Source organism: Neisseria sp. P0004.S004, from assembly GCF_051963335.1.
Lineage (GTDB): Bacteria > Pseudomonadota > Gammaproteobacteria > Burkholderiales > Neisseriaceae > Neisseria.
This window is the reverse complement of sequence record NZ_JBQCUK010000008.1, coordinates 79,080-101,294: the sequence shown is the minus strand read 5'-3', so window position 1 is coordinate 101,294 and position 22,215 is coordinate 79,080. Positions and strand designations below refer to the sequence as shown.

Annotated in this window: 22 protein-coding genes; 10 read left to right on the top strand and 12 right to left on the bottom strand. The window is 49.6% G+C overall.

The features are described from left to right. The first annotated feature begins 45 nt into the window (after window positions 1–45). Entirely contained in the window at window positions 46–495 is a 450-nt protein-coding gene (locus ACTHRY_RS08505) for a DUF3290 domain-containing protein (protein ID WP_049322464.1), read from the top strand. A gap of 14 nt (window positions 496–509) precedes the next feature. Next, window positions 510–1,142 (top strand): DUF421 domain-containing protein, encoded by a 633-nt coding sequence (locus ACTHRY_RS08500; protein ID WP_049322463.1) that lies wholly within the window; start codon window positions 510–512, stop codon window positions 1,140–1,142. Between the two features lie 72 nt (window positions 1,143–1,214). Here the strand turns inward: ACTHRY_RS08500 and ACTHRY_RS08495 are convergent, their stop codons facing one another. From ACTHRY_RS08495 to ACTHRY_RS08485, 3 genes are all read right to left on the bottom strand, one after another. Continuing rightward, on the bottom strand, window positions 1,215–1,586 hold the full coding sequence (locus tag ACTHRY_RS08495) for a DUF488 domain-containing protein (protein ID WP_049322462.1): 372 nt from the start codon (window positions 1,584–1,586) through the stop codon (window positions 1,215–1,217). 63 nt (window positions 1,587–1,649) lie between these two features. After that, window positions 1,650–2,432, bottom strand: coding sequence for an indole-3-glycerol phosphate synthase TrpC (trpC, locus tag ACTHRY_RS08490; protein WP_049322461.1), 783 nt, complete (start codon window positions 2,430–2,432; stop codon window positions 1,650–1,652). A 143-nt stretch (window positions 2,433–2,575) separates the two neighbouring features. Then, window positions 2,576–4,048 (bottom strand): malate:quinone oxidoreductase, encoded by a 1,473-nt coding sequence (locus ACTHRY_RS08485; protein ID WP_049322460.1) that lies wholly within the window; start codon window positions 4,046–4,048, stop codon window positions 2,576–2,578. Window positions 4,049–4,480: 432 nt separating this feature from the next. Here ACTHRY_RS08485 and ACTHRY_RS08480 point away from each other — a divergent pair, with 432 nt between their 5' ends. The 6 genes from ACTHRY_RS08480 (at window position 4,481) to ACTHRY_RS08455 (ending at window position 9,909) form a co-directional block, all read left to right on the top strand. Beyond that, on the top strand, window positions 4,481–4,975 hold the full coding sequence (locus tag ACTHRY_RS08480; RefSeq protein ID WP_003749363.1) for a hypothetical protein: 495 nt from the start codon (window positions 4,481–4,483) through the stop codon (window positions 4,973–4,975). An 82-nt stretch (window positions 4,976–5,057) separates the two neighbouring features. Next, on the top strand, window positions 5,058–5,687 hold the full coding sequence (gene rsmG / locus ACTHRY_RS08475) for a 16S rRNA (guanine(527)-N(7))-methyltransferase RsmG (RefSeq protein ID WP_036493627.1): 630 nt from the start codon (window positions 5,058–5,060) through the stop codon (window positions 5,685–5,687). A 67-nt stretch (window positions 5,688–5,754) separates the two neighbouring features. Continuing rightward, window positions 5,755–6,525 (top strand): ParA family protein, encoded by a 771-nt coding sequence (locus tag ACTHRY_RS08470; RefSeq protein WP_440374189.1) that lies wholly within the window; start codon window positions 5,755–5,757, stop codon window positions 6,523–6,525. A 240-nt stretch (window positions 6,526–6,765) separates the two neighbouring features. Next, on the top strand, window positions 6,766–7,824 hold the full coding sequence (locus tag ACTHRY_RS08465; protein WP_049322458.1) for a DNA cytosine methyltransferase: 1,059 nt from the start codon (window positions 6,766–6,768) through the stop codon (window positions 7,822–7,824). 13 nt (window positions 7,825–7,837) lie between these two features. Beyond that, window positions 7,838–9,481: a TIGR02391 family protein gene (locus ACTHRY_RS08460; RefSeq protein ID WP_049322457.1), complete on the top strand. Its 1,644-nt coding sequence runs from the start codon at window positions 7,838–7,840 to the stop codon at window positions 9,479–9,481. Window positions 9,482–9,486: 5 nt separating this feature from the next. Continuing rightward, window positions 9,487–9,909 carry a very short patch repair endonuclease gene (locus ACTHRY_RS08455; RefSeq protein ID WP_049322456.1) on the top strand — a complete coding sequence of 141 codons (423 nt, stop codon included), beginning with the start codon at window positions 9,487–9,489 and terminating at the stop codon, window positions 9,907–9,909. A 22-nt stretch (window positions 9,910–9,931) separates the two neighbouring features. On the opposite strand, the gene ACTHRY_RS08450 is transcribed toward ACTHRY_RS08455, so the two are convergent. The 9 genes from ACTHRY_RS08450 to ACTHRY_RS08410 form a co-directional block, all read right to left on the bottom strand. Continuing rightward, window positions 9,932–12,883, bottom strand: a complete 2,952-nt coding sequence (locus ACTHRY_RS08450) for a DUF3418 domain-containing protein (RefSeq protein WP_440374188.1) — start codon at window positions 12,881–12,883, stop codon at window positions 9,932–9,934. 65 nt (window positions 12,884–12,948) lie between these two features. After that, window positions 12,949–14,526 (bottom strand): lipooligosaccharide phosphoethanolamine transferase, encoded by a 1,578-nt coding sequence (gene lpt3, locus ACTHRY_RS08445; RefSeq protein ID WP_440374194.1) that lies wholly within the window; start codon window positions 14,524–14,526, stop codon window positions 12,949–12,951. A 530-nt stretch (window positions 14,527–15,056) separates the two neighbouring features. Then, the gene (locus ACTHRY_RS08440; RefSeq protein ID WP_239665059.1) at window positions 15,057–16,016 is read right to left on the bottom strand and encodes a reverse transcriptase family protein; all 960 of its coding nucleotides are present in this window, start codon (window positions 16,014–16,016) and stop codon (window positions 15,057–15,059) included. Beyond that, a complete protein-coding gene (locus ACTHRY_RS08435; protein ID WP_003684799.1) occupies window positions 16,006–16,293 on the bottom strand; it encodes a helix-turn-helix domain-containing protein in 288 nt (95 codons plus the stop codon). The genes ACTHRY_RS08440 and ACTHRY_RS08435 overlap by 11 nt, the downstream gene beginning before the upstream one ends. A gap of 54 nt (window positions 16,294–16,347) precedes the next feature. Beyond that, window positions 16,348–16,566: a hypothetical protein gene (locus tag ACTHRY_RS08430; RefSeq protein WP_049359303.1), complete on the bottom strand. Its 219-nt coding sequence runs from the start codon at window positions 16,564–16,566 to the stop codon at window positions 16,348–16,350. A gap of 474 nt (window positions 16,567–17,040) precedes the next feature. Next, window positions 17,041–18,435 carry an ATP-dependent RNA helicase HrpA gene (hrpA, locus tag ACTHRY_RS08425; protein WP_079453807.1) on the bottom strand — a complete coding sequence of 465 codons (1,395 nt, stop codon included), beginning with the start codon at window positions 18,433–18,435 and terminating at the stop codon, window positions 17,041–17,043. 108 nt (window positions 18,436–18,543) lie between these two features. Continuing rightward, complete coding sequence (gene rsfS / locus ACTHRY_RS08420; protein WP_002246503.1) at window positions 18,544–18,930, bottom strand: ribosome silencing factor; 387 nt, start codon at window positions 18,928–18,930, stop codon at window positions 18,544–18,546. A gap of 58 nt (window positions 18,931–18,988) precedes the next feature. Beyond that, window positions 18,989–19,594 carry a nicotinate-nucleotide adenylyltransferase gene (gene nadD / locus ACTHRY_RS08415; protein ID WP_049359299.1) on the bottom strand — a complete coding sequence of 202 codons (606 nt, stop codon included), beginning with the start codon at window positions 19,592–19,594 and terminating at the stop codon, window positions 18,989–18,991. Between the two features lie 18 nt (window positions 19,595–19,612). Then, complete coding sequence (locus ACTHRY_RS08410; RefSeq protein ID WP_036493603.1) at window positions 19,613–20,197, bottom strand: beta-class carbonic anhydrase; 585 nt, start codon at window positions 20,195–20,197, stop codon at window positions 19,613–19,615. 120 nt (window positions 20,198–20,317) lie between these two features. On the opposite strand from ACTHRY_RS08410, the gene ACTHRY_RS08405 reads away from it, so the two are divergent. Both ACTHRY_RS08405 and ACTHRY_RS08400 read left to right on the top strand, forming a co-directional pair. Beyond that, window positions 20,318–21,208 carry an NUDIX domain-containing protein gene (locus ACTHRY_RS08405; protein WP_049359297.1) on the top strand — a complete coding sequence of 297 codons (891 nt, stop codon included), beginning with the start codon at window positions 20,318–20,320 and terminating at the stop codon, window positions 21,206–21,208. 15 nt (window positions 21,209–21,223) lie between these two features. Next, window positions 21,224–22,165: an ABC transporter ATP-binding protein gene (locus ACTHRY_RS08400; protein ID WP_049359294.1), complete on the top strand. Its 942-nt coding sequence runs from the start codon at window positions 21,224–21,226 to the stop codon at window positions 22,163–22,165. Window positions 22,166–22,215: the final 50 nt, after the last annotated feature.

Genomic DNA, 22,215 nt, shown 5'->3' with positions numbered 1-22,215 from the left:
AAGTTTCAGACGGCCTTATTACCCTTCCCAAATTTATCAAATACCATGAAATTCTTTTCCCACTTTTATCTTGAAAACCATATGTATTTCAACGACTACTTGAAATACGTCCTGATTTTCGCCGCCCTCGTCATCCTCCTGCTCGCCGTATCGCAATACCTGCGCCACCGTATGGACACCAAATACCGCGACCTGAGCATTATTGCGCTGTTGTTGCTCATCCTCATCTGCGGCACGCAATATCTTTCATACAGCGAGCGTCAAAACTTTGCCGCCGATACTTCGCGCATGGTGGGTTTTCTCAATGCCTTGATTGAAAACCAAAAAGTTGAAAAACAAGACATCATCGTCAACAGCACGCGCCTGTTCAACGGCATGATTGTCGGCATCAAAAGCCAATATTACGAAGTCCATTTCAATCAAGACTTCTCCGCCTACACGCTGACGCCCATCAATTTGGTCAACAACAATATCGAACTCATCGATAAAGAATAACAGGATACACACACATGGAAGCATACTCCCTGCTCGCCCTCAAACTGCTGATGGGTATTTTAGGTTTGATTTTGCAAATCAACCTCTTAGGTAAAGGCAACCTCGCGCCGACCTCCGCCATGGACCAAGTGCAAAACTATGTACTCGGCGGCATCATCGGTGGCGTGATTTACAGCGACAGCGTCGGCCTGTTGCAATTTTTCCTCGTGCTGATTTTGTGGACGCTGTTGGTCTTGAGCCTGAAATTCATCAAAAACCACAACCGCTGGGTCAAATCCATCATTGACGGCAAATCCGTCTGGGTTATCGTCAACGGCAAAATCCAAACCGATGAATGCATGAAAAACGGCATCAGCGCACACGACCTCATGTTCAAACTCCGCGCCGCCGGCATCTACGAAATCTCTGCCGTCAAACGTGCCGTGATGGAACAAAACGGCCAGCTCGCCGTCATTAAGTACGGCGACGAAAGCATGCGCTATCCACTGATTACAGACGGCCAAGTCGACCCCGACATCCTCGAAATCATTAAGCGTGATGAAGAGTGGCTGCAACAAGAACTCGACCGCCTCCACCTTGAAGCCTCGCAAGTCTATATCGGCGAATACATAGACGGAAAATTGGTGGCACACCGTTATCCTTCTTGATTTGAAAATAGCAGGCCGTCTGAAACCTTAATTTCAGACGGCCTTTTTGTATTCAGCCCAAACACTGATTTTTTAATCGCGATATTCAAACGTTGTGCCCAAAAATTGAGCCAGCGCAGAGACGTGGGAATGCCGGGGATCTTTGACGGCGGTCAGCAGCAGGATATTGCCGTGTTGCCGCTCCAAATCCAGCAGCCGTTTGATCGCGGCCTGCTCGGTATCGCCTTGCAGCTCTTCGTGATAACGGCTGACAAAACCGTCAAAATTCTCAGCCGGATTTTCATGATACCAGCGGCGCAGGTTTGCACTGGGCGTAATGTCTTTGAGCCAAATCGCCGTAGCGAAAACTTCTTTATGGACGCCGCGCGGATAAAGGCGGTCGATAAAGACGGCGGTCTGTTCGGGATTCGGCTGATAAGCATAAATGCGTTGTACGGTAAACATTTTTTCTCGTCTCCAATGGATTCATGCCGTCTGAAAATTCAGACGGCCTGATATTTTTTAGGTTTAGAACAGTTTTTTGACTTCGGCTTCGATATCTTCGGCACGCATAAAGGTTTCGCCGATCAGGAAAGTATGCACGCCGTGGCCGCGCATGAAATCGACGTCTTCTTTGTTGCGGATGCCGCTTTCGGTTACAACGGTTTTACCGTTCAATTCAGGCAAGAGATCGAGGGTTTGTTGCAGGGTCACTTCAAACGTACGCAGGTTGCGGTTGTTGACGCCCCACAGCGGCGTGGTCATGTTGCGGCATTTTTCCAGCTCGGACGCATCGTGCAATTCTAACAAGACAGTCATGCCCAATTCGTGGGCAACGGCTTCAAAACGCTCAAGCTGCTCTGCTTCCAAGGCGGCGGCAATCAGAAGAACCGCATCCGCACCCCACGCGCGCGCCTGATAGATTTGGTATTCGTCAATGATGAAATCTTTACGCAAGACCGGCAGCGCCACAGCCGCACGCGCCTGTTTCAAATACTCGGGTGAGCCTTGGAAATAAGGTTCGTCCGTCAACACGGACAAACAGGCCGCGCCGGCTTTTTCATAGGCAACGGCGATTTCGGCAGGATGAAAATCAGGGCGGATCAGGCCTTTGCTTGGGCTGGCTTTTTTGACTTCGGCAATAATGGCGGGCAGATTCTGCGCGTGTTTTTCACGGATTGAGCCGATAAAGCTGCGAACCGGCGCGGCTGCCTGCGCTTGGGCTTTGATGTCTTCCAAGGAAACGGCGGCTTTTTGGGCGGCCACTTCTTCTGCTTTGGTGGCAAGGATTTTGTTGAGAATATCGGTCATGGCGTTTTTCTATTGGGGCTGATTTTCGGGTTTGAGTCGTGCAACATGCTGCTGCAGATTAGATTTCAGACGGCCTGAATGCCGCTATTTTAATGGTTTGAAAAAAGGCGGGCAAGAATGCCCGCCTTTGTGTCTGCTTCAATTTAGTGATGAATGCCCAAAACGGACGCGTTGTGGCTGATGATTTCGTCCGCCAAAGACGGATTGTCGTTCAGCTTGATACCGTAGCCGGGCACCAATTCTTTCAGACGGCCAGACCATGATTCGGCATGATCTGGGAAGCATTGGTTGATCAGCTTAATCATCAAAGGTACGGCGGTTGATGCACCTGGGGACGCACCCAGCAATGCGGCCAGCGAGCCGTCGGCATGAGCGACGATTTCGGTACCAAATTGGAGTACGCCGCCTTTTTTCGGGTCTTTTTTGATGATTTGTACGCGTTGACCGGCGGTAATCAGTTCCCAATCGTCAGGATTAGCTTCCGGATAGTAGTCGAGCAGCGAGGCGAAGCGTTCTTCTTTGGTTTTACGCAATTCGCCCAAGAGGTATTTGGTCAGCGGCATATTAGCCCAACCGGCGCGGAGCATGGGGTAGAGGTTGTCCATGTGGATGGACATCGGCAAATCCATGAGCGAGCCTTGTTTGAGGAAGTTGGGGCGGAAGCCTGCATACGGGCCGAACATCAAATGGCGTTGGCCGTCGACGTTGCGGGTATCCAGGTGCGGAACGGACATTGGGGGCGCGCCGACGGAGGCTTGGCCGTACACTTTGGCGTTGTGTTGCGCAGCCGTTTCGGGATTGCTGTTGCGGAAGAAGAGGCCGGAAACCGGAAAGCCGCCGTAGCCTTTGCCTTCGGGGATACCGGATTTTTGCAGCAGGGTCAGTGCGCCGCCGCCTGCGCCGAGGAAGACGAAACGGGTGCGGAGTGTCAACGGGTCGTCATCGTCTTTGGTGCTGCTGGTTTTCAGCACCCATGCGCCGTCCGATTCGCGGTTGAGGTCGTCGACATGGCGGTTGAATTTGATTTTTACGCCTTTGTCGCTCAAGTATTTGACCATCTGGCGGGTCAGGCTTCCGAAATCGACGTCTGTGCCTTCGGCGGAGTAGTTGGCGGCGATGGATTGGTTTTCATCGCGGCCGTTGATAACCAGCGGCGCCCATTCGGCAATTTTGGCACGGTCGGTAGAAAACTCCATTTTTTCGAAGAGTTTTTGGTTTTTGAATACGTCGAAACGTTTTTGCAGATAATCGCAATGATCGGCGTTCATCACCAGCGACATATGGGGGACGGAATTGATGAAAGAGCGGTCGGCCAGTTTGCCTTCTTCAACCAAACTCGCCCAAAACTGGCGGCTGATGTGGAATTGTTCGGCAATATTGAGGGCGCGGGTCGGATCGATCGTACCGTCGGCAGTCAGGGGGGCATAGTTCAATTCGCACAGGGCAGAGTGTCCCGTACCGGCGTTGTTCCATGCATTTGATGATTCCAACGCTACATCTTCCAGGCGTTCGATCAGGGTAATTTCCCAAGATGGTTCGAGCTCCTTGAGCAATACGCCCAAAGTGGCGCTCATAATGCCGCCGCCTACTAATACGACATCGGTTGCTTCAGCCATGGTTTTACTCCTACTAAAGTCAGGCATGGTTTGCCTTGTGGTTATCTATCATTATAAACAACTGATTTCAGAGGAATTGTTTTGTTTTTTGTAGTGTGTGAAACTTTTTTGCCTGCTGAGTTTCCGAGCGTAAAGGGCGGGAGGCAGTTTCGGTTTGGGTTCCAGATTTCAGGTCTTTATAATATGTTATTGAGAATTTAGTAGATTTTACGGAGAAATGCAAAGATTTTCTGTTCGGTTCATATAAAAATAAGAGACCAGGCCGTCTGAAAACGTTTTTTTAACCTTTATCCGCCAACGTTTGCCAAGAAAAAAGAATTTTTCATTTCTTTTTTAATTGACCGTTTTTGTCAGCAATTTCAGCGCTAACAAACGTGAATCAACCGCCAATCTGCTATCATTTCGACTTATCCCACAACAAGGCAAACCGCCATGTACCTGACTCAAGAAAAGCCCTACCGCCCCCTATTGGTCGCACTGATGTTCCTCACCCTGCCGCTGGCAATGATATTGCACAATATCGTGCAAATCGCCTTTTCAGACGGCCAAGGCCTGCTGGTCACGGTCAAAGACGGCGCGTGGGCATGGCAAAGCGGTTGGCAGGATTCTGTCGCATGGTTCGTCTGCGGCATGTTTGCCTTCCTCAACCTGCCGATTGCAGGCGGGCTGACCAAGCTGGCGTATAAAAAAATGATGCGCAGGCATTCGCGTTATGCCATCTTCCTTGCCGGTGTCGCAGCGTGTGCCTCGGCGGCGGCAGGTTTGATTTTTGAAGCCATCTTAGGCAATGCCGCATTGGCCGGTATGCGCGGACAAGGCGTGTTCTACTACACCCTCTCCGTATGGATCATCGCCATGCTGACCCTGCCCAAACAGCTCACGCGCGCGCCGGAGCAGCCCATCGTCTTTCACAAGATGAAACGTTGACTCAACAGGCACAAACATTTTCAGACGGCATGCTTTCCGTTACCATTACATCCAACGCGTTTTAACCAATAAGGAATAACAAATGAATCAGGCGCAACAGCTCCGCGACGGCATACAGGCACTGGGTTTGGACATCGACGAAGCCAAACAAGCCAAACTGCTAGACTATGCCGCCCTGCTGCAAAAGTGGAACAAAACCTACAACCTGACCGCCCTGCGCGATCCCGCCCAAACCGTCAGCCACCACCTGCTCGACAGCCTGACCCTCTTGCCCTATATCGAACACGCCCAAACCATGCTCGACGTCGGCTCCGGCGGCGGACAGCCCGGCATACCCACCGCCATCTGCCGCCCCGACCTCGACATCACCCTCCTCGATGCCAACACCAAAAAAACCGCCTTTCTGCAACAAGCCGTCATCGAACTCGGCCTTAAAAACGTCCGCGTCATCAGCGGCCGCGTAGAAGCCGCCGCCGACTGCCGCGCCGACGTCATCACCAGCCGCGCCTTTGCCGAACTCGCCGACTTCGTCAACTGGACCGAGCACCTCCTTAAAGACGGCGGCTACTGGGCGGCCATGAAAGGCGTATACCCGCAAGAAGAAATCGACAAACTGCCCGAAAGCGTCGCTGTCGAAAAAGTCGAAGCATTGCACGTCCCCCAACTCAATGCCGAACGCCATATCGTCATCATCCGCAAAAAGGCCGTCTGAAAACAACCCAAGCATACCGAATAACGGTACAATCCAGCCATCCACACTTAACACGACAGCAAAGCACATGAGCGCACAAATCCTCGCCGTCGCCAACCAAAAAGGCGGAGTCGGCAAAACCACCACCACCGTCAACCTAGCCGCCTCCCTGGCCTCCAAAGGCCGCTGCGTCCTCGTCGTCGACCTCGACCCCCAAGGCAACGCCACCACAGGCAGCGGCATCAACAAAGCCACCATCGAAAACGGCGTTTACCAAGTCGTCCTCGGAGAAACCGACATCCCCAACGCCGTCGTCCGCAGCAAAGAAGGCGGCTACGACGTATTGGGCGCCAACCGCACACTGGCCGGCGCAGAAGTCGAACTCGTCCAAGAAATCGCACGCGAAATCCGCCTCAAAAACGCCCTGCAGCTCGTTGCCGACAACTACGACTACGTCCTCATCGACTGCCCCCCGTCCCTGACCCTGCTCACCCTCAACGGCCTGGTCGCTGCCAACGGCGTCATCGTCCCCATGCTTTGCGAATACTACGCCCTCGAAGGCATTTCCGACTTAGTGGCCACCGTCCGTAAAATCCGCCAAGCCATCAACCCCGATCTCGACGTAACCGGCATCGTCCGCACCATGTACGACAGTCGCAGCCGCCTCGTCGTCGAAGTCAGCGAACAGCTCAAACAACACTTCGGCAACCTGCTCTTCGACACCGTCATCCCCCGCAACATCCGCCTTGCCGAAGCCCCCAGCCACGGCCTCCCCGCCCTCGCCTACGACGCCCACGCCAAAGGCACACAGGCTTATCTGGACTTGGCCGATGAACTGATTGCACGGTTGGAAAAATAAACAGGGATATGAATATAAAAAGGCCGTCTGAAAGTTAAAGAGTACTTTCAGACGGCCTTTGGTTTGATTGGGAAAACATTTTAAAAAGACCGCGTGCGTGCCTTTGGGTACACACGCGGCTTGATGCAAGCTACAGTTTACTATACAGGCCACACTAGTTAAAAATTAATTTTTCTTGATAAACAACAAATTATATGTTATACAAAACAAATTTTTACTAATGCATTTATTTAAATAAAAATGAAGAATGGTACTTTTTTAAAAGCAATTGATTTTTTCTGTGGTGGCGGAGGAATGAGCTATGGAATGCAATCTGCTGGCATCAAAGTTCTAGCTGGAATAGATTACGAACCTAGCTGCAAAGAAACATATGAAGCCAATATAGATGCCAAATTTATACAGGCTGATGTTTTTGAATTGCAGCCTGAAACATTAGAAAAAGAACTCGGCTTAAAAAAGGATGATGATGATTTAATTCTTATAGGTTGTAGTCCTTGTCAATATTGGAGCGTTATTCAAACAGACAAACGAAAATCGGAAAAATCCAAGAGTTTGCTTTTGGAATTTCAACGGTTTGTAGAATATTTTAATCCCGGATATGTTGTTGTAGAGAATGTTCCGGGAATTCTGAGCAGGATGAAAGAAAGTGGGCTTGATAATTTCATAAAATTATTGGAAGAAAAAGGATTTACCGTCCATTTCGGTATTCACAATACGGCTGATTACGGAATTCCCCAAAGTCGTAAGAGGTTTACTTTGATTGCAAACAGAATAACCAAAGACAAGCTGGAGCCAGTCAAGTATTCGGGTAAACGGCTTACGGTGCGCGATGTTTTGGGAATGGAAAACGGCTTTCCGAAAATTATTGCGGGGCATCAAGATGAAACGGATTTTATGCATAGCTGTGCGGGATTATCCGATATCAATCTGAAACGATTGGCTTTGATACCTAAAAACGGAGGAAATCGTTTGGCTTTTGCACATATTCCCGAATTACAACTGAAATGTTTTATCGGGAAAGATGATAGCTTTAAGGATACGTTCGGTAGGCTATGGTGGGATAAACCCGCACCTACCATAACGACCAAATTCTTTAGTATTTCCAACGGGCGGTTTGTCCATCCAGAAGAAGACAGGGCGTTATCCCTGCGCGAAGGTGCAACATTGCAATCGTTCCCTCGTAACTATGTCTTTAAAGCGGGCAGCAGAGACAAGATAGCCCGTTTGATTGGTAATGCCGTTCCTCCGATGTATGCGGAAAAAATAGGTAGGGCAATTGTTGATAATATCGAATGTTAGAAAAGGAGAAAACATGTCTGAAAAAAAATTGAAAATGAGTTTCGAGCCAACCGTAATCGAACATTTGGGTGTAAAGATGTATTCGCATACTGTTCCTGCGATTGCCGAGTTGATAGCGAATGCCTACGATGCATGTGCCACGGAAGTGGAAGTTAGGTTATTCGATAAACCGGAGCATAAAATCATTATTAAAGATAATGGTATAGGAATGAGCTTCGATGAAATCAATGATTTTTATTTGAGAATCGGTCGGAACAGAAGGGAAGAAAAACAAGCCTCACCGTGCGGAAGAATTCCAACGGGTAAAAAGGGGCTTGGTAAATTGGCATTATTCGGGCTTGGTAACAAAATTGAAATCTCTACTATTCAAGGAAACGAACGGGTTACTTTTACTTTGGATTATGCAGAGATTAAAAAAAGTGAGCGTATTTATCAACCAAAGTTTCAGAAAGAATCTGTTGAACCCAATACCGAAAACGGAACAACTATAACTTTGACAGAGCTAACGAAGAAACAGGGATATCCATTAGATAATTATGTGGAGCGTCTTTCCCGCTTGTTTGATTTTCCGGCTCAGGATTTTAAAATCAAAGTAAGATTGAACGACTCGGAACCCAAAATCATTGATGGAAACCTAAAATATAATCTTGTAACCCCGCAATTTGAATGGAAATATGAAAATTTGGTAACCGCTATTCCTTCATTATCTTTAAAATTCGAACAATATGAATTTAGTGGTTTGATAAAAGGCAAATTTATTACAACTGAAAAACCGTTAAAGAACGATATGAAAGGTATTACGTTGTTTGCTAACGGTAGAATGGTTAATACTCCGGAATTCTTCACAGATAGTGAATCTAGCCATTTCTACTCTTATCTGACAGGATGGTTAAGTATTGATTTTATAGATAATGATGATGAAGATTTAATCGCTACAGATAGGACATCATTGGATTGGAAGCATCCTAAAACTTCAAAATTACGGGTTTTCCTTGGGGAAATCGTCCGAGCCATCGGGCAAGATTGGAGAAAAAGAAGAAAAAAAGAGAAAGATGACGAAGTGAAAGGCGAAAGCGGAGTTGATATCGAAGATTGGAAAAGCAAATTACCAGAAGAGGAAAGGGACCCAGTAGAAGTTATTTTGAATCGTTTGGAAGATTCGGAGCTTACAAATAGAGAACAAGCGGAAGTAATCTCTGCCTTACATAGTATTATTCCAGAATATCCTTACTATCATTGGCGGCATCTGCATCAGGATTTGCATACTGCCTGTAATGATTTTTACAATGAAAAGAAGGATTATTTAAGTGCTGCAATCGAGGCAGTTAAAGTTTTCGAAGATAAGGTTCAGAAGCAGACAGGTCTTCATAGCATAGATGGAAGGGAATTGATTGAAAAAGCCTTCGGGAGTAAAAATTCTATACTTCTATTAACGAATAACAAAACGCAGGCGGAACAGAATTTAGAAGATGGTCTTGAACAGCTTGCATGCGGAACATGGACTGGATTTAGAAATCCTGTGCAACATGAGTTAAGAGCAAATTTATCTCCTAGCATTTTTAATGACAAGGATGCTTTGGATTTAATCAGCTTAGTTTCATATTTATTAAGAAAAGTGGAACAAACAAAAAAACGAGCTAAGCCTACATCGTCTTAAATTTTATGACCGATATTTTCACTCCATCCAAACGTTCCTTCGTGATGTCAAAAATCCATAGCAAAGAAACCAAACCGGAAGTATTGGTAAGGAAATTTCTTTTTTCCCAAGGTTTCCGTTATCGGAAAAACGATAAACGCTATGCAGGCAAACCAGATATCGTTTTGCCGAAATATAAAACAGTCGTGTTTATACACGGCTGTTTTTGGCACGGGCACTCTTGTAATAAAGGACACATCCCGAAAAGCAATACGGATTTTTGGTTGGAAAAAATCACAAAAAATCGCAAACGTGATTTTAAAAATGAAACCGAGCTGGAAAAGCTTGGTTTCAAAGTGATTGTCGTTTGGGAGTGCGAATTAAAAAATAAAGCTATTTGTAGGGAGCGATTAAATCAGTTGGTCGAGGAAATAAAAGATGCCGTCTGAAAAAATCAGACGGCATTTTCCTTTAATTAAGACCCTCCCATACCTTCATCAACCTCTTCACCGACACCGGATATGGCGTCTTCAATTCCTGTGCAAACAGCGACACTCTCAATTCTTCAATCATCCATTTAAACGCGGCGAGGTCGTCTGAAACGGGGAGGCCTTGTTTGATCAGGCTGTCGGTTTTTTCCTGCCACATTTGTTCCAATTCCTGTATATCGGTTTCGCGGGCTGCATCGCGGGCGGGGTTGCCACTGTATTTTTCAAGGCGCAGGGTCATGGCTTTGAGGTAGATGGGGAGGCGTGGCCATTGTGCCCATGGGGTACGGGTGGCGAAGCCGGCGGCGAGCAGGGTTTGGAGGCGTAGTCTTAGAAGGTGGGTCAATGGGTGTTTGCCGAGTTTGCCGTTGAGTTCGGCATAGGCGGCGGCGGTTTCCTGTAAGTAGCGGCTGAGGGCTTCTTTGACGGCGGGCAGGCGGCTGCGGGCGCGTTTGATTTGTTCTTTGAAGGCTTTTTCGTTGCGCGGCAGCTCGTCTTCGCCGATAAAGGCGCGGTCGCAGACGGCTTGGGTGAGGTCGTCGCGCAGGGTGTCGGCGTTGATGTGTTTGAGCAGCATGGCGGCTTGGGTGAAGCCTTGGATGCCTTTGTTCAAATCTTTTACCTGCTCTTTTAATTGCAGCTTCATCAATTCGATTACGCCTTGACGGTGTGCCTGTTCGGCGGCTTCGTTAGTGTCAAACAGGCGCAGGGCGATGCGGCCGTCTTTTTCTTTTTGCAGGCCGAGATAGCCGGTGAGCTGTTGTTTGCCGCGTGCGAACTTGATGGATTCGGGCAGGGTGCCGATGTCCCATGCGGTAACGTTGTCGCGCTCGAATTCTTGGGTGTTGTCGCGGAAGGTAACGGCGGCGGCTTGGCCGAGTTGTTGTTGCAATTCGTGCAGTTTGCGGCCGCCGGCAAGCTCTTGTCCGCCGTCGTCGATAATACGCAGATTCAGATAGCAGTGTTCGGGCAATTCTTGCGCCGCCCATGCGTCTTGGTCGATTTGCTCGAGAATCCGCATATCGCCGGCGCTTTTGGCGATAAAGTGCGCCAACTGGGGAATGATGGCCGCTTGGCGGTCGGGATTGCTTTCGAGGAATTTGGTGATGAAATCGGGCACGGGCACGCAAATGCGGCGGATTTGCTTCGGTAGGGCTTTAATCAGCAGCTGGATTTTTTCGCGCAACATACCGGGCACCAGCCATTCGAGCGACGGCGCGTGCAGACGGTTGAGGACGGTCAGCGGCACGGTCATGGTCACGCCGTCGAGCGGGTGGTGCGGCTCGAAGCGGTAGGAAAGTTTGAACTTGCCGTCTGCGGTTTGCCAGAATTTGGGGAATTGCTCTTCGGTAATGTGCGCGGCGGCGTGTTGCATCAAATCGTCGCGGCTGAGGAACAGCAGGCGCGGGTTGTCGCGCTCGGCGGTTTTGAGCCAGGCTTCAAAGGTGCGGATATCGGCAAGGGGCAAAGGTTTCAGACGGCCTTTTTGAGATGCTGGCTGCTTTTTAGGTTTGGGGTCGTCTGAAACATTTTGTCGGGTATGTGAACTCGGTTCGCGCTCGTGGTTGGACGCATCTTTGGAATCCGCGTGCGCGGCTTGCGCCACGCGCCCTGCGTTGCGCTGGTTTGCTTGTCCGTTTTGATCGGCTGTCTTGTCCGACTGGGTTTGTCCGCCCTCTTCGTTTCCCCAAACGCCGCCTTTCGCGTCTTTCCACACCAGCTCGGGCAGCCGTTCGTTATAAAACGCAAACAGGGCTTCGTCATCGACCAATACGTCTTGCTTGCGCGATTTGTGTTCGAGTTCGGTAATTTCTTTAATCAGCTTTTTATTGTGAACAAAAAAGGCCGTCTGAAGATTGCTTTCCTGCGCCACCAATGCGCCGCGGATAAAGATTTCACGCGCTTCTTCGGGCGCAACTTTGCCGTAAGACACGGGGCGGCGCGGCAATACGGTCAGGCCGTAAAGCGTCACGCGTTCGCTGGCGACGACTTCGCCGCGTTTTTGCTCCCAGTGCGGCTCAAAATAGTGGTAGCGGACGAGGTGCGGCGCTTCCTGCTCTATCCATTCGGGCTGGATAACGGCGACGTCGCGCGCGTAAAGGCGCGTGGTTTCAACCAATTCTGCCGCCATCACCCATTTGGGTTTGGCTTTGAACAGGGCTGAGGCGGGGAAAAGGTGGAAACGGCTGCCGCGCGCGCCGGTGTAGTCGTTGCCATCGGGCGATTTCATTCCGACGTTGGCGATAAGGCCGGTCAGCAGGGCACGGTGGATTTGTTCGTAGCCGGCTTCTTTTGCGGCGCGGATTTGGGCACGGTGTTGTTTCTTATCCAGTTGTTTTTGTTTGAGTTTGGCCGCTAAATCTTGGTCGCCTTGGCTTTCAGACGGCCTTAATTGCTCTTGGGAAGGAGGTTGTCTAAACGCGGCTTCTTTGGTGGTCAAACCCATTTCAATCGCGGTTTGGGCAAGCTGGTGGTGCAGCTCGCGCCATTCGCGCATCCGCAGGTGCGACAGGAAATATTGGCGGCACCACTGCACCAACTGCTTGTTGGACAAGCCTTTATCGCGCTCGCGTTGGAAGCTGTCCCAAATATTCAGATAGGCAAGGAAATCGGATTGCTTGTCGGTAAAGCGTTCATGCGCCTTAGCCGCGGCATCGCGCGCTTCCAGCGGCCGCTCGCGCGGGTCTTGAATCGACAGTGCGGACGCAATCACCAGTATTTCCGCCATACAGTCGTGCTTCTTCGCCGCCAGCAAAATACGCGCGATTTTCGGGTCGATGGGCAGACGCGCCATTTGTTCGCCGAGTTTAGTCAGGCGGTAGCGCGTGTTGGCACCGATATGGCCCGAACTGTTTTGCAGGCCGTCTGAAACATTGGCTGGGTTGGATCGTGCATCCATGCCTGATCCGCGTACTTGGTTTTTCATATTTTGCATAGTCTTGTCGGTCGGGCATCTTCCCCGACATCATCTAAATTTGTTTTTATTGGTTTTCACGCCGCTTATTGCGGATAAACATATTCCGCCTTGCCGTCGCGAATGTTCAAGCTGCCTGCATCGCCTGTAATCAGATTGCCCGTTACCGAGCCTTCGCTACAACCTGAAACCGGCATATCGTAGCCCAGCGTGTGAATCAGGAACGTTGAAAGCTGCTGATGGAAGGCAATCTCGCAAGGTGCAAAAGCTTGGTTGGCAGCCTGTTGCACGGCCTTATCCGGGCTGTACAACACCAGCGGCACGAGATAGCTGTCGGGCTGCACCGTGCCTTGATTGTAGGTATCTTGGCGCACATACTGACCATGATCGGAGGTATAGGCAAACAGCCAGTTGCCGTCAGGCTGCTTTTGCAGCTGCTCGAATACGGTTTGAATCATTTGGTCGGTTTTGTGGATAGTGTTGTCGTACTTATCCACAATATTGGCTTCGCCGAATACTTTATCTTGAGGCTGCAACAATGCGCCGTATGGAACATGCGAACCGCGTTGGTGCAACACGATAAAATGCTTGCCCTGCTGCAAATTGATTTTGTCAAACAGCGGCAGCAGCTTCTCATCAGGCATATTGTCGCCGTTGCCATAGCCCAGCTGCGTCGGCTGAATCAGATGGTCTATCCATTTCTTACCGATTAAGTTCAAAATCGCCATCTCGTTTTCCGCCTGCGCGCTGTAAAAATACGTTTCATAACCCTGCTCTTTAGCAAGGCGGAACATATTGGTATCGCCGCTGCTGATTTGCTCATAGCCGTTGGCATGCGGTATCGCATTGAAGAAGCTGGGCAGGGACACAGCCGTCATCAAAGCGGCGGAATAGCTTTGTTTCACAATCGGCTTAAAGTCGGCTTGCGACAGCTGGGTCAAAAACGGCGAAGTTTCACGTCCGTAGCCAAACAATTTCAAATGCGCCGCGCTTTCGCTTTCGCCCATAATCAGGACGATATTTTGAACACTGCCCTGCCCGATTTTGCTTGGCGCAGACTGTTTGAACACAGGAATCTTGCTTAAATCAAACAACTGATACGGCAACACGCGCCCGACAAAATAGCCGAAGCTGAAATAATTGGCTTTGACGCGGCTGTATGTCGGTTTGGGCGAAATACCGTGTTCCTGCGTCGTGCTGAATGAGCGTCCAAAAATCAGCAACATCGCCGCAGCGAACAATATATCGGCGGCAAAATGCGTCTTACGGCGGAACTTGGCAAGGCTGCAAAACAGCACAACTTCCAACATACCCCACAACACAGGCAGCCACAACTTATCCAACATCGACGCGCCCGCGCTGCCGACTTCGGTAACCTCTTTCAGCATCAGCCAATAATTAATGCCCGTCATCCAACTTTGATAAACCGCGTAATGCACATTGTTGGCAATAATGCTGAGCGCAAAAAACACCGCAATCAACAAACGCGTCGCCTTATAACGCGCAAACAGATACAGCGCGGCAATCACAAATGTCAGCGCAAACGTTTCTGCCATTTTTGCCGCCGGCAGGGTTTCAATCCCGAATACAAAGCGATAGGTAATTTCGCTGGCAGTAAGTAGGGATGAATACAGAAAGAGAACGAAAAGGGATTTTTTCATAATGGGAAGTTCACAATAAAAGTTGCAGGACGGGTTAGGGTGTGCGGCAACGGTATTCTTCAGCAGCTATCTGTTTACAGATTGTTTTTCAAGAATGAGGTCGTCTGAAAATGGTTTGTGTGGTTGATTAAGGGGGTAGATTGTTTTTGGTTTTGTAGGTCAGACATAAATGCCTGCCCTACTTAATTTTCAGACGGCCTCCACCGCCCCCAATTCCAACAACACCTGAAAACCGTCATTGATATACCGCGAATCGGGCATTTTCAAAAACAGTAAAGTAAACGACAAAATGTAAGTAAATTTTGTGTTACTGAGTAGATGTGCCGTTTATTCGCTGAGTCTGATCAGGCGGTAGAGTGAGTGACTTTTAGGTAGGTCTGGTTTATTTGTATGGGGTAGGCTGCCTATGGGGGTGGAGGGTGTGTTGTAGTTGTTTTTTGTGTTCTGCATGATTCTAGGTCGGACATCAATTCTCGGCCGTTTTTTAGACAGTCTTTTATTTTTCAGATAGGCATTTAAGCATTTTTAGACTACTAAAAGTATTTTGGTTGTATATTCTCCAATCGTTGTAATAATTGTTCGGCTTGTGCTATATGAAATTGTTTTAAATAAAGTACCTTGCCTTTTGCTGAATTAAACAGTTTTTCATAAGTGGTAACATGTATTTCCTTATGTTTAAAGGCCTGTTCGCATTTAAAAACTATGGAGCGAATTTCTTTTCGTTTTTCTTTTGGTAGTGTTGGCTTGTCTACTGAAACATTCATATTATTCACAGTTTGCTGGTGACCTTTATGCATAACCTTGTGCTTTTTTCGATTAGGTTTTGCATCAACACTATGAAAGAGCGAATAAATTTTACTGATAATTTTTTGCATTTCTGCTTTGCTTAAATTCCTTTTGGTAGAAACCGTTACATCATCAACAAACCTGGTATAAACAAGTCCTTGTTTTTGAAATTCAGCAACCAAATCTGCTTCACGCTGCCACCAAATCAAATTACACAAAAAGCCACTAACCTTACTTCCCTGCACCAAGTATCCTTGATAAGTTACCAATTCAGCTAAGCAATCGGCAACATCATGAGGAAAGTGGAAAAATCCAGTCCATACTTGATGAACTATTTTTTTGCTGATACTTGGAAAAAAATTAGAAATGTCTTCTTTAATGAGAATGTTCATTCCGATGTGTTCTTTAGCATTAGTTATACTGCTGCGTTTTTGAATTCCTCCTTGCAAATATTCGGGGTAATTCAATATTTTGAAAAATTTTTTAGCAATTTTTTCGTGAATAATTTTTAATCTATCACGAACATTATAGGTATCCCGAAAAGTACCATCAGGTTTTAATTTATGCTCATGCAAGAAATAGAATGAATCAGAATATTGCCGTAAATAAAACAACTCTTCTAATGTAATGCCCAAGCAAATAGCCAGTTTTTCTAAACTGGCTATGGGTTTGTGTGGATAGCAAAAAGAAACAGGTTTATTCATCATTGTCACCAATTGCAGATAAAGCCAATGCTGATAATTTTTCTGATAATTCTGTACTCATACCAGCTTTTTCATCTGCATCTGCTGCCAAAAACATTAAAACCGTTGATGGAATTTGTAAAGCTAGACAGATTTTTTCAAGTGTAGATAAATTTGGGTCTCGCTTACCCTGTTCTAACAGCGTTAAATAAGAAACTGATAATCCAGAATTTTCTGCCAGTTTAGTTTTGGTAAATCCTTTTTGGTTGCGACATAATTTAATCGCCCTACCAATATTCATTATCTAGCTCCTTATCATAGAATAATAAAAAGCAACCTGTTGCACCCAAGCCTACTATTTATCCAGTAATTGCATAATGCCGCGAATTACCGGCAACCACTCCAAAATTTCTCCCAAAATTTGCAGCAATTTAGATTTTGTTAAATCATTATGCTGTTCTAAATCCTGAATAACTTGGTCTAGTTTTGCTTGTGTGCTGCTATCCATACCATCATGCATTTCCATTTTCAACTGTTTCAAAGTATCAATGGTATTTTTCAAAAGAATTTTCATAATAAATCTTTCGTTTAACAGGGCGACATTGCCCAGTCGTCAAACAATACCGAACTGTTAAGAAATAGTATGGATAGCACAGGTTGCTTTCATATTGCTGCTTATTGCATTGCGTTCAATGCAATAAGCAGCTTCCAGTCGTTTATTTGATTTTTTTTAGGCTTAGGTTGCTAACTTTGCTTTGGCTACCCATTCCTAATCAGAACGAGGAAGTAGTTTACCTTTTAGGGTAAACGACACGAAAGTGCCACTGTCATGTTCGGTACATCAGATTATTATCTTTTGAAATGCATCGAGCCGATTGCAGCTCGTCCACAGGTTGGCATAATAGCAGACACGCTTTTTAAGTGCAACATTTTTTGACTGTCAGTTAAAAAATGTTGCTTTCTGAGTAAGTCTTTTTGAAGACTGATACAAAACCCAATACCGTCTGAGATATTTGGGTTTACCAATGCAAACTAAGGGCTTTACTTTTCAGACGGCCTCCACCGCACCCAATTCCAGCAATACCTGAAAACCGTCATTGATATACCGTGAATCGGGCATTTCTAAAAATGGAAATGCTGCTACGTCGCCCAGGTTCAGCGATGCCATGCGCAGGATGACGGCGGCGAGGTTGCTGCGGACGATTTCGGGATCGGTAAATTCGGGGCGGCTGTTGAAATCTTCTTCTGAAAACAGTCGGATACAGACGCCTGCGGAAACGCGGCCGCAGCGGCCGGAGCGTTGGCGGGCGGCGGCTTGGGAGATTTTTTCTACATGAAGCTGCTCCACTTTCGCCCGTGCGGAATAGCGTTTGACGCGCGCGAGGCCGGTGTCGATGACGTATTTGATGCCCGGCACGGTGAGCGAGGTTTCGGCGACGTTGGTCGCCAGCACGATGCGGCGTTTTGCGCCTGAAGGGTGGAAGATTTTATGCTGCTCGGCGTGCGACAGGCGTGCGAACAGGGGCAGGATTTCGTCGTTGCGGCGCAGCGTGGATTTGCGCAGGGCTTCGGCGGCTTCGCGGATTTCGCGTTCGCCCGGCAGGAACACCAAAATATCGCCTTCACCGTAGCGCGCCAATTCATCGGCGGCGTCGACAATCGCGTCGGTCAGCTCCACTTCTGCATCGTCTTCGTCTTTGCTGGTAAGCGGTCGGTAGAGGATTTCGACGGGGTAGGTGCGCCCGCTCACTTCTAAAACAGGCGCGCCGTTGAAGTGTTGGGAGAAGCGTTCTGCGTCTATCGTTGCCGAGGTGATGATAACTTTCAAATCGGGGCGGCGCGGCAGCAGTTGTTTCAAATAGCCCAAGAGGAAGTCGATGTTCAGGCTGCGCTCGTGCGCTTCGTCGATGATAATCGTGTCGTAGGCGGCGAGATAACGGTCGGTCTGGGTTTCCGCCAACAGGATGCCGTCGGTCATCAGTTTGACGCAGGCATCGCGCGAGGTATGGTCGGTAAAACGCACTTTATAGCCGACCGCACTACCGATTTCTGATTTCAGCTCTTCGGCAATCCGCTCTGCCACGGAATGCGCGGCCAAACGGCGCGGCTGGGTATGCCCGATTAAACCTGCTGCCCCGCGTCCGAGTTCCAAACAAATCTTGGGCAGCTGCGTGGTTTTGCCCGAACCGGTTTCGCCGCAAATAATCGTTACCTGATTCTCGGCAATGGCTTTTTTGATTTCGTCGAGTTTTTCGTGAACGGGCAGCGTGTTGTCAAATTCGGGCTTGGGCAGTTTGGACAGGCGTTGCAGATAGAGGTCGTGCGATTTTTTGTATTTTTCCTCAACCTTGGCTAAGCCGCCGTATTTATTGGGGTTTTTAAAGGCAGATCGCAGAAAATGGCGGTCTTTGGAGAGGGTTTGGGCGAAATCGGGTTGCGGCATGATGGTGCAATAAATTGAATAATGTGAAAAGAATGGAATTATAGCAAAAGGCCGTCTGAAACTTGCTTGCTTTCAAGTTTCAGACGGCCTTTGTATGGATAAACCGTTTTAGTCGGCGGCGTGCCAAGGTTTTTGCATACCGGCGTGGAAACTCGGTTTTTCTCCGCCCCACAAGGTGTCGATGTCGTAGAAGTCGCGCACGGCAGGGAGCATGACGTGGACAACGAGGTCGCCTGCATCGACGAGCGTCCATTCGCCGCTGTCGCCTTCGGTGCTGAGGATTTCGAAACCGGCTTCTTTCAAATCGACGGCAACGTTGTTGGCCAGTGCTTTGACTTGGCGTGTGCTGTCGCCGCTGGCAATAATCATGCGGGCGAACAGGGAGGTTTTGTCTTGGGTTTCCAAAACGGAGATGTCTTTGGCTTTGATGTCTTCGAGGGCGTTTACGGCCACTTCGACCATTTTTTGCAGGTCTTGCAATTCTTGTTCGTTCATTGTTTTCCTAGTTGAAATGTTTTCAGACGGCATTATAGCTTATCTGCCTGAATAAACGCTATTTTTCATAGAGTTTGTGTTGGCGGATGTATTGGGCGACGGGTTGCGGCAGGCCGTCTGAATGGTGCGTTTTGGCGAGATTGGCGCGGATTTGGGTGGAGCTGGTGTTGTGCAGCGGCGCGTTGAGGATGCGGACGCTGCCGTTTTGCAGGGCTTCGCCGAGCCATGCGTGCAATTCGCGCGGGGTTTTGTTGAGGTTGTCGCCCTGTCGCATGGCAATGGCGATATGGGTTTGGCGCACGAGGGTTTGCCATTTTTTCCATGTGTGCAGCTGCATCAGGCTGTCACTGCCCATCAGCCACCACAGTTGCGCGCCGGGAAACTGCTGGCGGAAGATTTGGACGGTGTCAAACGTATAAGTCGCGCCGTCGCGGACGATGTCGCAGTCGCTGGCGGCGAATCTCGGCTCGTCGGCGATGGCGAGTTCGACCATATTGAGGCGCTCTTTCGCCGGCGTGCGCGTGCTGTCTTTGTGGTACGGGTCGCCTGCCGGCAGGAAGACGACAAGGTCCAAACCGATTTCGTCGGCAAAGGCGCGGGCGATGTGGAGGTGGCCGTTGTGGATGGGGTCAAACGTGCCGCCGAATAATCCGATGTTTTTCATTTCGTGGTGGTGTCTGCGTTAGATGTTTTGGCCGTCTGAAGCGGGCAGGCTGCCGTCAACAATCAGGTTGAGCTTGCCTGTGGTCGGGTGGATGACCAGGCCGTGGACGGCGATATTGTCGGGCATCAGCGGATGTTTGCGAATCAGCTCGACGGTATGGCGCACGCTGTCTTCGACATCGTCAAAACCGGTCAGCCAGCCGTCCAAATCGATACCGGCGTTGCGCAGGGTTTCGATGCGGTCGTCGGGGATATTGCTGTCGTGTACGCGTTGGAGGAACTCTTCGGCGTGTAATCCGCGCATACCGCAGTCATGGTGGGCAATGACCATGATTTCTTTGACTTTGAGTTCAAATACGGCCACCAACAAACTGCGCATTACCGAACCCCAAGGATGGGTCACCAGCGCACCGGCGTTTTTGATGAGCTTGGCATCGCCGTTTTTCAAACCCAACGCGTTGGGCAGCAATTCGATAATGCGCGCGTCCATACAGGAGAGGATGGCCAGCTCGCGGCCGGGGTATTTGTTGGTAAAGTATTTTTCGTATTCGCCTGTTTCGACGAAATGTTGGTTATAGGCGAGGATTTCGCTCAATTCACTCATGATGTGCTCGTTTCGGATGGTTTACTCTATTATAGCGGTTTTCGGGTAGTGCGGTTGTTTTGCAAATTCGCCGTAAACGGCTAAAATCGACGTATCTTTAGTTCTTTTGGAGGATGTGCCGTGTCTCAGTCTTTCCGCTTTGAACAGGTATTCGCGCCCGATGTCCACGATGCATTGTGGGATTGGGCGCAAACCAGCTATGGCGCATCCGACGATTGGTGCATTCTGTATCTCAACGGCCTGCCTTTGGGCCGTCTAAACCCGTTATGGCGCGAACGCCTCGGGCAAGATTGGACAGGCAGGCAGTCGACCCTTTCAGACGGCCTGAATTTGGAAACTGACGGCTGGCCGGAAATGGGCGACAGTTTGCAAACGCTGGCGCAAAAATGGCGCGAGTGCGGTTGGCTCAAAGGTTGGCGCGGTGAAAAGTTCGACATCTGCGACCAGGCAGGCAAGCCTTTATGCGCACTCGAACGCGCCGCCTTCCGTCCGTTCGGCCTGATGAGTCAGGCAGTGCATTTGAACGGATTGGTCGAAACAGAAAACAGTCTGCGCTTTTGGATAGGCCGCCGCAGTCCGCACAAAGCCGTCGATCCAAACAAACTCGACAACCTGACCGGCGGCGGCATCAGCAGCGGCGAGAGGCCGTCTGAAGCCGTCTGCCGCGAAGGTGAAGAAGAAGCAGGCATTCCCGCTTCTCTGACACCCCATATCCGACCGACCGCCCAGATATATAGTTTGCGCCCCGTTAACCGCGGTGTCCACAACGAAATCCTGCATATCTTCGACATTATCCTGCCCGAAGACTTCCAACCCGCCAACCAAGACGGCGAAGTCGCCGGTTTTGAACTGATGGACATCCCCACCCTGCTCGATGCCATGCTGGGCGGACACATGATGCACGATGCCCAGCTGGTCACGATCGAAGCCTGCCGGCGATACGACCTGATCGACCCTAAACATCCGCTGTCCGCATGGCTCGACAGCATCCGTTGCCGACCCCATTTTTAAAGGCCGTCTGAAACCATGTTGCAACTCAAAAACATCAACAAACGCTTCGGCAACAAAACCGTTGCCCAAGACATCAACCTAAACGTCGAAGCAGGAGAAATCCTCGCCGTACTCGGCCGCTCCGGCTGCGGCAAATCCACCCTGCTCAAAACCATCGTCGGCCTGGTGCGTCCCGACAGCGGCGAAGTCTGGCTCAACGGCGACAACATCACCGACATGCCGTCTGAAAAGCGCAATATCTCGCTGATGTTTCAAGACTACGCCCTTTTGCCGCATTTAACCGCCCTCGATAACGTCGGTTTCGGCCTCAAAATGCGCCGTCTGCCCAAAGCCGAAATCGAAGAACAATCCATGCAGGCCTTGCGCGACATCGGTTTGGAACACGAAGCACAACGCAAACCCGAAAGCCTCTCCGGCGGCGAACAGCAACGCCTCGCCCTCGCGCGCGCCCTAATCACGCGCCCGTCGCTGTTGCTCTTGGACGAAGCCTTCTCCAGCCTCGACACCCACCTGCGCCGCCACCTGCGCACCCTGACCGCCGAACGCATCCGCAGTCAAAACATCCCCGCCATCCTCGTGACCCACTCCGCCGAGGAAGCCTGCACCATGGCCGACACCATCGCCATCATGCACGAAGGCCGCATCCTCCAACACGGCACGCCGGAAACCCTTATCCGCCGCCCCGTCAACGCCCAAGCCGCCCTGCTGCTCGGTTTGGCCAACACCGACGACACACGCTACATCCCCCAACACGCCATCCGATTCGACCCGAACGGCACGGCCGTCCGCATCAGCGAAGCCGTCCCTCTCGCCGAAGGCATACGCCTCACCCTTGCCCATCCGCAATACGGCGATTTGATTTGGTATCCCCACGCCGACCACGATACGGACAAACCGCCAACCGGACAGGAAATCCGCATCAGCGTGGATGAAGGTCAAATTGTTTGGTTTGATTGAATTTGATGGATTGAGAAAAAGAAAAAGGCCGTCTGAAAAAACATTTTTCA